Annotated in this window: 10 protein-coding genes and 1 pseudogene; 2 read left to right on the top strand and 9 right to left on the bottom strand. The window is 70.7% G+C overall.

Going from position 1 to position 12,513, the window contains the following annotated elements:
• Positions 1–139: 139 nt before the first annotated feature.
• The 5 genes and pseudogenes from ACX114_RS17290 to ACX114_RS17270 form a co-directional block, all read right to left on the bottom strand.
• A pseudogene (locus tag ACX114_RS17290) lies at positions 140–217 on the bottom strand (hypothetical protein); the annotation flags it as partial.
• Positions 218–342: 125 nt separating this feature from the next.
• Positions 343–867 (bottom strand): thioesterase domain-containing protein, encoded by a 525-nt coding sequence (locus ACX114_RS17285; protein WP_459299195.1) that lies wholly within the window; start codon positions 865–867, stop codon positions 343–345.
• 8 nt (positions 868–875) lie between these two features.
• Complete coding sequence (locus ACX114_RS17280; protein WP_459299194.1) at positions 876–2,834, bottom strand: hypothetical protein; 1,959 nt, start codon at positions 2,832–2,834, stop codon at positions 876–878.
• The gene (locus ACX114_RS17275) at positions 2,831–4,192 is read right to left on the bottom strand and encodes a diaminopimelate decarboxylase family protein (RefSeq protein ID WP_459299193.1); all 1,362 of its coding nucleotides are present in this window, start codon (positions 4,190–4,192) and stop codon (positions 2,831–2,833) included. Before ACX114_RS17275 ends, ACX114_RS17280 begins: the two co-directional genes overlap by 4 nt.
• Positions 4,193–4,410: 218 nt before the next feature.
• Positions 4,411–5,310 (bottom strand): hypothetical protein, encoded by a 900-nt coding sequence (locus ACX114_RS17270; RefSeq protein ID WP_459299192.1) that lies wholly within the window; start codon positions 5,308–5,310, stop codon positions 4,411–4,413.
• 172 nt (positions 5,311–5,482) lie between these two features.
• On the opposite strand from ACX114_RS17270, the gene ACX114_RS17265 reads away from it, so the two are divergent.
• Complete coding sequence (locus ACX114_RS17265; protein WP_459299191.1) at positions 5,483–6,730, top strand: hypothetical protein; 1,248 nt, start codon at positions 5,483–5,485, stop codon at positions 6,728–6,730.
• 130 nt (positions 6,731–6,860) lie between these two features.
• Positions 6,861–7,688, top strand: a complete 828-nt coding sequence (locus ACX114_RS17260; RefSeq protein ID WP_459299190.1) for a hypothetical protein — start codon at positions 6,861–6,863, stop codon at positions 7,686–7,688.
• Here the strand turns inward: ACX114_RS17260 and ACX114_RS17255 are convergent.
• The 4 genes from ACX114_RS17255 to ACX114_RS17240 are packed head-to-tail and all read right to left on the bottom strand — an operon-like array spanning position 7,660 to position 12,504.
• Positions 7,660–8,640, bottom strand: coding sequence for an ABC transporter substrate-binding protein (locus ACX114_RS17255; protein ID WP_459299189.1), 981 nt, complete (start codon positions 8,638–8,640; stop codon positions 7,660–7,662). The genes ACX114_RS17260 and ACX114_RS17255 overlap by 29 nt on opposite strands.
• Entirely contained in the window at positions 8,637–9,689 is a 1,053-nt protein-coding gene (locus ACX114_RS17250) for a D-alanine--D-alanine ligase family protein (RefSeq protein WP_459299188.1), read from the bottom strand. The genes ACX114_RS17255 and ACX114_RS17250 overlap by 4 nt, the downstream gene beginning before the upstream one ends.
• Entirely contained in the window at positions 9,686–11,749 is a 2,064-nt protein-coding gene (locus ACX114_RS17245) for an MFS transporter (protein WP_459299187.1), read from the bottom strand. The genes ACX114_RS17250 and ACX114_RS17245 overlap by 4 nt, the downstream gene beginning before the upstream one ends.
• Positions 11,746–12,504, bottom strand: a complete 759-nt coding sequence (locus ACX114_RS17240) for a hypothetical protein (RefSeq protein ID WP_459299186.1) — start codon at positions 12,502–12,504, stop codon at positions 11,746–11,748. Before ACX114_RS17240 ends, ACX114_RS17245 begins: the two co-directional genes overlap by 4 nt.
• Positions 12,505–12,513 lie beyond the last annotated feature (9 nt).

The following is a 12,513-nucleotide window of genomic DNA, read 5'->3' as shown; positions in this document are numbered from 1 at the left end:
AGAAGGGGCGCTTCGAGCCGTTCGGCTGGAGCGGGATGAGGGGCTGCACGTTGAGCTTCCGGGAACGCGCGCGCAGCAGGCCCCCGATACGCTCGATGGTCGGCGCCTCGAGGAATGCCTCCAGGGCGAGCGGGGCGTCGAACCGGGCCGAGACTGCGGCGACGACGGCCTCCGCCCCGGCACGGTCTCCGCCAAGGGCGAAGAAGTCATCCTTCATCCCGATGCCGAGGGCATCCCGGCGCAGGTGGTCCGCCCAGATCCGCGAGACTCGCAGCTCGTAGGCATCCCGAGGGGGGATGTAGCGCTGGGGCATCGTCGTTCTCACGAGGTCGGATGGGTGGCTCACGGCTGTGCCTCCGCGATCGCGGCCAGGAACTCGCGCGCCAGGCGGTCCACGGCGGGCTCGGTGACGAGCGTGACGTGGTTGCCCGGGAGCTCCCGGACACGGGGCGGCTGCGTCGAGACCTCCTCCCATCCCCCCGTGGGCGTGACGCACGGCGCCATCCGGCGCGCGAGCGCGTGGAAGTTGAAGACGTTCCCCTCCCCGCTCGGCACGAAGAAGAAGGGGCGCTTCGAGCCGTTCGGCTGGAGCGGGACGACGGGTTGCTCGTTGAGCTTCGTCGACCGCGCGCGCAGGTGGCAGCCGACGCGCTCGATGGTCGGCGCCTGGAGGAACGCCTCCATCGAGAGCGGGGTGTCGAACCGCGCCGAGATTTCGGCGACGAGGGCCTCCGCCCTGGTGGGGTCTCCGCCGAGGGCGAAGAAGTCCTCCTTCATCCCGACGTCGTCACGGTGCAGGACGTTGGACCAGAGCTGCGACAGCCGCAGCTCGTAGAAGTCTCGGGGTACTCCAGGATGTGCGGGCATGGTGTTGCTCATGGATGTGCGAGCCCCCGCGAAGCGAGGGTGTCTGTCGATGGGAGTGCGACGAAGGGCTCACGCTGGCTGGCGAGCTCCTGGTCACGCATCCGTCGCTTGCACTGGATGGGCAGCGCGCCGGAGGCCGCTTCGCGCGTGAGCACGCTCGCGATGAGGTGCGCGACGCGCGACCCATCGCAGTACCCGGCGATGGCCGCCCGCTGGCGCGACTGGATGGCGGGGTCCACCGCGCGGCGCAGCGTGGCCAGCGCCCGCTCCGGCTCACCGCCGAGGGTGTTGATGAGCACCGGCAGCGGCGAGTCCCGGTGTGTCGCGCACTGGCTGGCATACAGCCGCTCGAGCTGGAACGCGTAGACCGCGCGCTCCATGGCCACCTCCGCGGTGATCGCGTCCACGGCGCCGTCCGGTCCCACCAGGGGATCGGGCGGCATGAGGAGCGGCGGAATGCCGTTCACCAGCGCGGCGCCAATGCTGCTCAGGCCCGGGCGGCAGACGAAGGTCGCCTGGGGCTTGGCGCCCAGTGCCCGGAGGAACGTGCTCCAGTGCTCGTCGATCCATCCGAGCAGCGTCACGTTCCCGGGCCGCGAGCGCTCGAGTTCGAGCGCCAGCCACGCGCGATCCTCCGCGCTCCCTCCCGCGAACAGGAAGTGCACCCCCTCCATCCTCGCCGCCAGCTCCAGCATCGCGCGCCAGTGCCGACGGCTGCAGGTGGAGAAGCCGTTGCCCTGTGACACGAGCACGACGCCGCGAGAGTCCCTCGGGGTGAAGAGGTGCTGGAGCGTCGGCGAGTGCCGGGCCAGGACGGCCCCTGCCCTCTCCGCGGCCTGCTCCGGGGAGAGCGCGCTGGCCTGGCCGAGCGGCGGGATGACCACGTAGGGCTGCCGGCCCGACTCCAGCGACAGCCAGTCACGCCAGTTGATGGCCTGATACCAGAGGGTGCCGCTCTCCGGCACGGCGGCCATGAGCTCCCGGCTCGAGGCTTCGAAGTCGACCGAGGGGTTGCGCCGCGCATCGATGCCCGATGCCCGCAGCGCATCCCGGAGCTCGCGCCGGGTGTGGATCGCCGGGGCGGACGCGGCCACGAGCTCGGCCATTCCCGGCGCCACCGCCGCCTCGTCCGTCTGGAGAATCCGCTGACGAAGCCAGTCGAACTCCTCGAACGCGTACCGCACGGCGTGCAGGGGGACTTCCTTGCGCTGCGCATGCTCCGCGAGCTGGTGGAGGATCCAGGTCTCCGGCCGGCAGTCGTTCACGATGGCGGCCGCGCCCGCGCTGGCCCGGGCCAGCTCCCGGTTGACCGCGAGCCACAGGAGCGCGGCCTCGCGGTTCATGAGCTCCGGTCGCGAGACGTTGGCGACGTCCTCCGGCGTGACGGTCCCCGACTCCGCATCGCTGTAGTGGAGCGGAACGACGTGGAACCCCTCGGCGTTCCCGACCTTCCGGCGCGCGTACGCCGCGTCCTCCTGCCGGCGGATCGCCGCGGTGAACGGGATGGGGTCCGGGAGCCTGGCGAGGGCGCCATGCACGGCCGGCACCCAGCCCGTCGTGTGCCCGAAGGATTGCGCGACATACAACACGCTCGTGGGAGCCGACGCGCGGTGGGCCTCCACGCGGAAGCGGCCCGCGTGCCTGGGATCCGGGCCCGTGACATAGAGCGGGGCCTGCCCCTCCAGCAGCGACATGCCATCGCGTGGGACGAGGATCGCCCGCCGCGCATCGCGATCCGAGATCAGGAGGCTGTCCAGGCCGGCGAAGAGGGCATACGCCGCCGTGCTCCGGGCAGGCAGCGTGGCCTCGATCGCCAGGGGATTACCGGCGACGGCGATCCGCGGCGGCTCCCCCGGCGCGAGATACGTCACCTCGATGCGCCCGTGCGAGAGCGCGACGACAGCACCCTTCAGCACGCAGGACGGCTCGTCCCGCGGCGGGTGCGCCAACAGGGGCTGGGCGCTCATCGGGAGGCGTCGTTCGCGGCGAGGTCGCGGTCGATCATGTCTTCGTAGGTCTCCGCGCGACGGGCGAGCGTCGCGCGGCCCTCGTCCAGAATCACGATGCCGGGCTGCGGGAAGCAGAAGGAGTTCGAGAAGGAGACCAGATAGGCCCCCGCGTCCATGACCGCGAGCGTGTCCCCCACCTGGAGCCGAGGGAGCTCGATCTCCGTCCGAAGGCGGTCCAGGGGGCTGCAGGTGGGGCCGTCGAGGGAGTACGTCTGGCTGGGGGATTCGCCCCAACGCTCGACGTGGAAGATCTCGTGATACTCGCGGTGCAGGATGTGGGCGATGTTCTCGCCAGCATCCAGGATGGCGTGCGCGGGCCCGGCTCCGGCCGCGTTGAGGCTGCTGACCTGGCAGAGCAGCAGCTGGGTGTTCCCGGTCATCGCGCGTCCGGGCTCCAGGAAGATGCGAGGCACGGGACGGCCGGCGCGGCGGAAGTGGACCTCGACCCTGCCGATGAGCAGCGCCAGGTACCGTTCAATCGAGAGCCTCCGCTGGACCCGCTCCGCGAGCGGCACGGGAGAGTCGTCAAGAGGCAGCACCGTCGGGACCGCGAGGCTCCCACCGAGGTCGAGCATCTCCACGTCGAGCCCGAGCCGGTCGTGCAGCGTGTCGCAGAACTCCAACACCTCTTGAACGAAGCGCTCCAGCGTCTCGGCATCCGCGATGGCCACGCCCCGGTGCGCGTGCAGCCCGACGACCCGCAGCGAGGGGTGCATCATCGCCTCCTCGTAGGCCGCCAGCGCCTGGCCTCCGGCGATAGGGATGCCGAACTTGCCGGACCAGCTGTCCGAAGTGGCCACGCGCATGCCCACCCGGGGGCGCTTCCCGAGCTCCGCGGCGGCCGCCGCGACGAGCGCGATCTCCTCGCGATGGTTCAGGTGGGTGAGCAGGAGATCGCTCTGGACCACCGTGCGGGCCACGCTCGGCGTCTTGCCCGGACCGTTGTAGATGATCCGGTCGGACGCGACCCCGAGCCGCTGGGCGAGCCACAGCTCGTACGGAGAGACGACCTCGGCTCCCACCCCGAGTCGTGCCAGCCGCTGGAGCACGGCGGGAATCGGATTGGTCTTGTACGAATAGAAGATCTCCGCCCCCCGCAGCCGGCCCTCGGGCGTCTGCTGGAAGCGCCGGACGTTCTCCGCGAGCCGCGCGCCATGGACGACGAAGAGCGGGCTCCCCCAGCGCTGCGCCAGGCTCGCGAGCGACCTTCCTTCCAGGCACAGCCCGCCTTCGGCTCGCGTCAGGCCCCAGGTCTCTGGATGAAGGGGCTGGGGAGCAATGGCGTTGTTCGAGCAAGAGGTGTGGGACGTGGGCACGAAGAGTCCTTTGGGTCCGCGCATGAAACGGCCGAGACATGCGGCGAGACAGCAGGGCCCGTGCCAGTGCCTGGAGTGCCGGGGCGCCTCGGGGGCACCGGCCGATACACTCCGGCTGACATGCCACTGACATGTCACGGCTGTGGCGTTGACGTGTCAGCGATGCAGGTGGCGATATTGCCCGTCTCGCCACCCGCATGTTTCAACCTACTGAGCGGCTAGTACGTGCAGCGCAGGACCTGGCGGTAGGTGCCGCACTGGCTGAAGTCCGTCGTGCCCGCCGGCTGCGACTGGTAGCAGGCGGAGACGACGGGGTCGCAGGGCGGGCTGGGCCAGACGTCGTAGGCGTCGCCGTCCGTGAGCGCGAACTCCGTCACGCGCGCCACGAGCCGGGCGGTCTTCTGCATCGTCGCGCCGTTGTCGCCACCCGCGCTGAAGGCGAGCGGGACCGTGTGCGGGTCGATGGCCTGGTGCAGCTTCGTGTACGTCCAGTCGAGCTTGTAGTTGGGCCGGCCGTAGACGGACGGGATGCCGTCCGGCGCCGTCACGGAGAGCCAATCGACGTACCCGGAGACCGAGGCGTGGCCACGGTAGAGGAGGTTGTCGTTGCCCTGGACGACGTAGCGGGGGGTGACCGCCTCGTCGATCCAGATGCCCGAGTCGCCGCGGAAGTCATAGAAGCGCGGCGCCACCACGATGCGCGCGGTGTACGAGCGCGGCGTGCCCGTGTTGGTGGTGACCTTGACGAAGAGCGGCAGCCCGGAGAGCACCGTGTTGAGCTCGTGGCCCTCGTGGAGGACGATCTCGAAGCGGCGCTCGCTGATGACGTTCGCCTCTCCGAAGGCGTCGTCCGGGACGAAGCTGAGGACGTCCGCGAGGTAGCGGTTCGCGGTGGCGTGGAGGATGAGGGCGCGCACGCCGTCGCGCTGCTCGAAGGTGCCGAGCGTCTCGAAGCTCAGGGTGTTGTCGCCCACCGCTGCGTAGAGACGGGTCGCCGTCTCCGCGGCGGTGCTGACACCCATCTCCTCCGTGGACTCCGGAGAGATTTCGTCGACAGGGGCGTTGTCACAGGCCGCGAGCGCGGTGAAGCAGGTCAATGCAAGGGCACGTAGATGCATGGGGGGGTCTCCAGGTGAGGAATTCCGTGTAACACACGCCGGTGACACGCCCTCGGCGGGGATTGTGGCGGTCGTGTGACGTCTGCCTCCTTCACAACGGGCTCCGGCTCCGCGTCCTGGCTCCAACGCCTATTGGAGCGGGCGCTCAAAGCTCCAGAGGGAGAGGTCTTCGATGAGCCTGGTGAAACAGCAGGGCATCCTGAGCCCGGGTACGCAGTACACCAAGGACGCGGATGTCATCATGACGGCGGCGGTGCTCGGATGGGCGTGGAGCCGTCTGACGAACGCGGATGCGAACAAGCGGCACGCGCGGGTCGACTTCGAGGTGGAGGACGCCCACAAGCTGACCGAGCAGCAGTTGCGGGAGAAGCCGGTGGACCCCACCCACCTCTCCGCCATCCAGAAGCTCAACCGGCTGCTGCAGGCGGCGGGGCTCAAGCCCGACCAGAAGGTGGAGCTGGGCACGACGCCCATCTGGACGACCGGTGGCCGCATCACCGGCGGCAGTGGCGACAAGAACCCCAACGACCCCTACCGCTACGACCCGCCGCTGCCGGCCGGCACCGCCGACAGGCTGTTCCAGTTGGCCACCCAGGCGGACACCGCGGACAAGCTGGGCTACCAGGGCCGCGGCGCCTACACGGGCTTCATCGACGGACGGACGGATGGGCAGACCGGCCTGATGAGCACCTTCCGCCACAACGTGCCGTTCGACATCACCTACGGGCGGCGGTGGCATCCCCCCGAGGCGCCGCCGGACCGGGTCTGGGGGATGATTGGCCCCGAGGCGATCCAGGACCACGAGGACCGCGACCCGTCGAAGCAGGGCATCAAGCAGCAGGGCATGCACTTCGAGGGTCCGGCGCCCCAGCGCGGCCATGACATCTGCGCGTACACGCACGGGATGATCCAGGCCATCTACGACGTGCACGTGCACAAGCTGGCCAACGACCTCAGCCCGAACAAGAAGACGCCCTACAACCCCGGCACGCCGTACGAAATCGCCGTGGGCAACAAGACGACGAAGCTGGCCTCGTGCTTCCCGTGCAGCATCTTCATGGAGGCCACCGGCCACCCGGCCTCCTCCACGCACCTGGGCCGCGGTGAGTCCTGGAGCCCGCTGTACCCGCCCCCCGGCTCCACCACCACGCAGCACAAGGCCTGGCAGGCGTGCAACACGCAGTGGCAGGAGTACTGCAAGACCATCATCGACGCCGGGCTCCAGTGCCTGAAGAAGGCCCCGGCCCAACTGAATGACGAGTGGAAGGTCAGCGTGGGCGCGCTCGACCTCTACCTCAACGGTCCGAGCGGGGTGAACAAGACGCCGGCCACCGCGGCCCAGGCGTACGCCAACCTCATCCTCGACGCCGTGACGGTCCACGACCACGAGGTGCAGCGCATCAACCGGACCCTCAAGTAATCACACGCATGCGGCGGTTCCCGGTCCAAGGCCGGTGACTTCCGACAGGCCTCACGGGGCAGCCGCCCCGTGGGGCTTGTTTTATTTCCGTTCGGAATCACAGCCTCGCCGCCGGTGCCGTCCTGGCGGCATGATCCGAACGCACATCTCAGAGGCTTGCGAAGCAAGGGACCTGGCGCTGCTGGACGCGGTGCTCTTCGTCCTCCAGGCGAAGGGGCCCCTCACCCCGGCGAAGCAACTGGAGGCCTGGCGCGGTGTGCTGGGCGATCCGGAGGTCAACGACCCCCGGCGCGAGCTGCTTGCGCATCGCCTGGCGCGCCGGACCGGAGCCCCGCTGGAGGGCGACGCATTCTTCGCGTCGCTGCGCGTGCGGCTGCCGGACATCCCCAACCGCCTGCTGGCCTATGGCCTGGCGCTGCGGGCCGCGCACGGCGGACGCCAGGGTCCGGCGCAGCTGCCGCTGGCCCAGCTGTGCCGCGAGCTGGGGCTGACCCCGGCCCAGGCGCGCGACATGCGCCTGGGCATCCAGGACGGGATGTCCCCCGTCGCGCTGGCGGCGGAGCCCGCGCACCCGCGGCACGCCCGCGTGCTGGAGACGGTGCTGCTGGCGGCGGGGCTGGAGGCACACCTGACGGAGGCGGAGACGCTGGCGCTGGAGGCTTCACGGGAGGACGCGCCCTTCCTCCAGGAGCTCACCGGCCAGCTGCTGCGCCGCATCGCCTTCGGGTCGCAGGTGGTCTCGCCGCTGGAGGCGCTGTGCCAGCGGCTGACGGACATCGCGCTCGCGCCCGCGACCCTCGCGCAGCGCTGGGGCATCCTGCGGCTGGCGTACTGCTTCTCGCACGCGGTGGGCCACGACCTGGGACAGCAGCTCCTGCTCGACCTGCTACAGGAGCTGCTGCACCTGGGGACCGTGGAGGCGGCCCGGGCTACCGCTCGCGAATCCGCGCGTACCTGAGGATGTGCATGGGCGGGTACAGCCCCAGCGCGTGCGCGGCCGGCATGTTCACCTCGAAGGAGAAGCGGGACAGCGTCTCCACGGGCAGCTCCGCCGCGGAGCGGTGCTCACGCAATATCTGCGTGGCCTTGAAGCCCGCCAGGCCCCCGACGTTGTAGAAGGGCGCCACCAGTCCCATCATCCCGCCTGCCTCCAGCTGCACCTCGATGGCGCAGAAGGTGGGCAGGCCCAGGCGGATCGCTTCGTCCATCAGCAGCTGGCTGTGCGGCGCGAAGAAGTTCACCGGAGGCAGGTACACCAGGTCCGGCCTCCGGGCCGCCAGCGACTGCATCATCGCGGGCAGGCGCGCCGCGTCCGGCTTTCCGTCCTTGCCGAGCGGATGCACCGCCACCAGTTCGATGCCCGCCTGCGCGGTGAGCTGCTTGAGCTTGTCGAACATGTTGCGCTGGGACGGCTCGGACGGGTTGTAGGCGACGCCCAGCCGCTTGAGCGGCATGAAGGACTGCATGGCCTTGAGCTGCACGGGCAGCGAGGCCACGTGGATGGCGCCGGTGAGGTTGCGCCCGGAGCCCTCCAGCCGCGTCACCAGCCCCGACGCGATGGGATCCGACACCATGGCGAAGACCACCGGGACGTCGGTGATGTGCCGCGCGGGGTCCACCTCCCCCACCCGGCCCACGAGCCCCTCCGTCACCAGCGTGCTCTGGGCATAGATGAGGTCCGGACGCCGCGCGCGGATCTCCTGGATGACCGCGGGCAGCCGGTTCGCGTCGCCTTCGATGTTGCGGACCGTGAACTCGACTTCCAGCCCCGCGCTGAGCAGGTAGTCCCGGAAGCCCTGGTCCGCCTCCGCGCCGGTGCGGTGGATGACCATGAAGACGCGGTAGGGCTTCGCGGAGGCGGAGGCCGCCGACACCAGGACGAGCGCGGCGAGGAAGGCCCGGAGCGTCATCGCCCCGCCTCCGTCCGGGCGGACGCGCTCCGCCACATCCGGCCCTGGCGGTCCAGGCTGTGCCGCAGGATGTGCTCGATGACGTCCGCCTGCTGGAAGCCCGCGTGGCGCGCGGTGAACATCACCGCCGCGTGGCTGCCCAGGTTGCAGCCGATGTTGAACTCCAGCAGGTACAGCTCGCCGGTGTCGCGGTGCTGGCGGAAGTCGACGCGCAGGTAGTCGAAGTCCCGCACCGCGGCGCACAGCCGGAGCGCGTACATCCGCAGGCGCTCCGTGAGCGGGCCCTCCTGCGCCATGCGGCGCTCGCGCCCGCCCTCCAAGAGCCGCTTCTGCCGGTGGGTGACGATGCCGTGCGGCAGCGAGGAGGTCTCCTCCGCGACGCCCAGCACCAGGGGCTCCTCGCCGCCCAGCACCGGCACCGTCAGGTCCAGGCCGGGCACCAACTGCTCCACGAGGCAGGCCTGGCCCAGGTCCTGGAACAGGCGCAGGCGCGCGTGCAGGCCGGCCTCCGTCTCCTGGATGCTGTCGTCGGAGATGCCCACGGACGCGGCGCCGAAGCGCGGCTTGATGATCCACGGCCCCTTGAAGTCCGGCGCTGACGGCAGCTTCCCCTCCGCCGGGCTCGTCACCCAGGGCGCCGTGGGGATGCCCAGCGAGCGCGCCATCAGCTTGGTGAGGTGCTTGTCCTCCGCCAGCGCGCGGATGTTGGGCGGCGCGCCCAGGTAGGGGACCTGCAACCACTCGCAGAACGCCGACGTGAAGACCTCCGAGTTGCGGACCGGCGCGCGGTTGAGCAGCGTGAAGACGTAGTTGGGCTCGCTGCGGATGTGGACCAGGTCCTCCAGCGAGCGGCACGGCGTGCACCGCAGCCCCAGTCCGGTCAGCGTGTGGAACAGCTCGTGGTTGTAGCGCGGGAGCACGCCGTGCTCCGGGTGCAGTTCGGGCCAGGGGGCGCCGGGATCCGGCGCGTACTGGGCGAGGAACAACACGTCCAACTGCTCGCGCTGCGTGGGCGTCAGCTTCAACAGGTTCTGGGTCATGGCGGTCATGGGGCTTTCGGAGTGGGAGTGGTGGGTGGAAGGGATCTCAGGAAGAGGTAGGCGGCGAGGCCCGCGGTGAGCGCGAGCATCCCGACGCCGATGACGTGGGTGCTGCGCACGAAGCCGCTGGCGCCCAGCAGCGCGGCGGCGAGCAGCGGGCCGACGAGGCTGCCCACGCGCTCGATCATCCGGAAGACGGACAGGAGCGAGTCCAGGCCGAACCCGGCGCACTCCTCGGCGAAGAGCGGCGGGATGCTGGCGAGCAGCGGCGTGGCAGCCAGCGCCTGTCCCAGGCCCACCAGCAGCACCGCGGCCAACAGCGGCCACGAGCCACCAGCCGACGCGAACAGCAGCACGCCCAGCCCGGACAGCCCGCCGCCCACGAGCATCATCCCGCGGTGCCAGCCATGGCGGTCCGCCAGCAGCGACACCACCGGCGTGGCGAACACCGTGACGATGAAGTAGCCCATCATCAACCGGCCGATGGCGGCTTCCGTGAAGCCCATCTCATGCAGGCGCAGGGGCGTCAGGTAGAAGAGGAAGCCCGTCAGCACCAGGCGCGCCGGCATGGCCGCCAGCAGGATGAAGAGCAGCACGCGCCCGCGCTTGAGGATGCCCAGGTAGGCGGAGGCCGCCGTCGGGCGAACCCCACCCTCCTCCCGAGCCCGGACAGGTCCCAGGTCCGGGGCCAGCAGCAGCACCAGCGCCATGGCCAGGGCCACCAGCGCCGAGGCCACCCCGAACGTCGCCGCGTAGCCGATGCGGTCCGCGAGGATGCCGCCAATGGCGGTGCCACAGACGCTGGCGGCCGTGGACGCGCCCACGAACACGCCCATGCTCCGCGCGCCGTGGCTCTGCTTCGACGTGCGCGCCACGTGCAACAGCGCCGTGGTCGTCACGATGCCGTAGCCGCCCGCGGTGACGACGCGCCACAGGAAGAGCTCCGTGAGGCTGGACGCGAGGCCCGTCATGAACAGGCCCAGGCCGGCGGGCACCATGCCCACCAGCATCGCCACGCGGCTGCTCCGGGTGTTGAGCAGGCGCCCCGCCAGCGGCGTGCACACCACCATCGCGGTGACCCACAGCGACATGGGCAGCGCGACCATGAAGCTCTCGGAGAAGTACGGGCCGGGCTGATACAGCCGCTTGACGAACAGCGGCCAGAACGAGCGCGACAGCTCCGAGCCGAAGAGGAAGACGAACAGCGGCAACCGCAGGTCGCTCGTCCCGGGCTCCTCCAGCGCGGCGGGGGCCTTCGGGTCCCCGAAGCGGAAGCGCTCGTCCAGCGTCCGGGCCGCGCGTTCGTCCAGCGCCGCGTGGCGGCGGTTGAGGGCGCGCACCAGCCTGCCCGCGGCGGCCAGCGCCCGGGTGGCCTCGTCGTGCAGCCGCACCCGGGCCTGCCGCGTGAAGTCCCCCTCCCCGCCCAGCTCCAGCAGGCGCCGCAACAGCCGCAGCGGCCGGAGGACCAGCAGGCCCATCAGCGCCATGAGCACCTCCACGGTGACCAGCGCCGTCACGAACAGGGTGATGAGGATGTCGGTGTGGATCTCCTGGAGCCGCTGTTCGGCGTACGTCGCGTCGATGCCCAGGTGCAGCTGGCCGATGATGCGCCCCCGCGACTCCACGGGGTGGACCAGGTCCAGGTCGCCGTCCAGGCGCGCCAGCCCGCGCGACTCCTCGAGCGCGTGGGCCTTGAGCACCTTGTCGAAGAAGGACGCGGGCTTCGCCTTCAGGTCCTTGGACGCGTACAGCAGGCGGCCGTCCGGCGAGGCGAAGCCGATGTAGCGGATCTCCTCGTGGCCCAGGGCCGCGTCGTCCAGGTAGGCATCCGCCGCGCCCAGCCGGTTCACCGGGATGCCCAGGTCCGCGGCGCGGTGGAACTGGAGCGCCACGGTCTGGGCCAGCGTCTCCGCCTTGGCGCGCAGGTCTGGCCGCAAGGACTGCTCGAACAGGCGCGAGGCCTGGATGGACGCCGCCACCAGCGTGGCCACGATGAGCAGCGTGGGCAGCAGGCTCACCTTCCAGATGCGGCCCCGGGACAGACTTCCGTCGTTCGTGGGGGGGCTCATGCCGGGCCCTCCAGCGAGCGCTCCGCGCGGGCCAGGGCCAGGGAGGCCTCCTGGTAGCGCGCGTCGAAGGCGCGCAGCGCTTCGTCTGACGGGGGCACGTGCGCCGGGCCGTCCATGTTCCGGAAGGCCTGCTCCATCGCCTGGAAGCGCTGGCCCAGCGGCCTCAGCAGCATCCACATCACGGCGCAGACGAGCGCGAAGCCGACGGCCAATGGCCACAGCGCCTGGCGGGCGAAGGTGTGGAGGAAGGCGCTCGCGCGCGCATCCAGCGCCTTGCGGTCATAGGCGATGAGCACCAGGCCCACGGGCTGGCTGAAGGGGTTGAGGATGGGCGCGCCCACCAGCAGGGCCTCGCGGTCCGAATGGCTCCAGGTGCCGCCGTGCGCGGCGGCGGCGGCCTCGAACCAGGCGGCCCGATCCCGGGCGGATCCGGGCAGATGGGTGGTGGCGTGCAGCCCGCTCTGGAACAGCACCGTGCCCCGGCGGTCGAGGATGGCGACGCCCCGGATGTCCGGGTCCATGCCGGACACGCGGGTGAGGATCTGCTGCGCGTCGCGGACGGCGGGCAGCGCCAGACCCAGGTCGATGGCCGCCTCGGTGGAGGCCTTCGCGTCCAGTGCCAGCACGCGCAGCCGTGACTGCTGAAGTTCCCCGAGCGTCGTCTCGAACTTGGCGAAGTTGAGCAGGACGATCAGCGCGATGGAGAAGCACAGGATGGCCGCGGTCGCGGCCCCCAGCTTGAAGAACAGACTCATGGCCCCGCG

It is taken from the genome of Corallococcus sp. M7 (assembly GCF_054512695.1).
Note: the sequence above shows the minus strand (reverse complement) of the source record. Positions and strands in the feature narration are given on the sequence as shown.

What these genes read in the sequence shown, in the direction of transcription:
- ACX114_RS17285 (WP_459299195.1), bottom strand. Translation starts at nt 867, where the DNA reads ATGCCCGCACATCCTGGAGTACCCCGAGACTTCTACGAGCTGCGGCTG.
- ACX114_RS17255 (WP_459299189.1), bottom strand. Translation starts at nt 8,640, where the DNA reads ATGACGCTCCGGGCCTTCCTCGCCGCGCTCGTCCTGGTGTCGGCGGCC.
- ACX114_RS17250 (WP_459299188.1), bottom strand. Translation starts at nt 9,689, where the DNA reads ATGACCGCCATGACCCAGAACCTGTTGAAGCTGACGCCCACGCAGCGC.
- ACX114_RS17260 (WP_459299190.1), top strand. Translation starts at nt 6,861, where the DNA reads ATGATCCGAACGCACATCTCAGAGGCTTGCGAAGCAAGGGACCTGGCG.
- ACX114_RS17245 (WP_459299187.1), bottom strand. Translation starts at nt 11,749, where the DNA reads ATGAGCCCCCCCACGAACGACGGAAGTCTGTCCCGGGGCCGCATCTGG.
- ACX114_RS17280 (WP_459299194.1), bottom strand. Translation starts at nt 2,834, where the DNA reads ATGAGCGCCCAGCCCCTGTTGGCGCACCCGCCGCGGGACGAGCCGTCC.
- ACX114_RS17240 (WP_459299186.1), bottom strand. Translation starts at nt 12,504, where the DNA reads ATGAGTCTGTTCTTCAAGCTGGGGGCCGCGACCGCGGCCATCCTGTGC.
- ACX114_RS17265 (WP_459299191.1), top strand. Translation starts at nt 5,483, where the DNA reads ATGAGCCTGGTGAAACAGCAGGGCATCCTGAGCCCGGGTACGCAGTAC.
- ACX114_RS17270 (WP_459299192.1), bottom strand. Translation starts at nt 5,310, where the DNA reads ATGCATCTACGTGCCCTTGCATTGACCTGCTTCACCGCGCTCGCGGCC.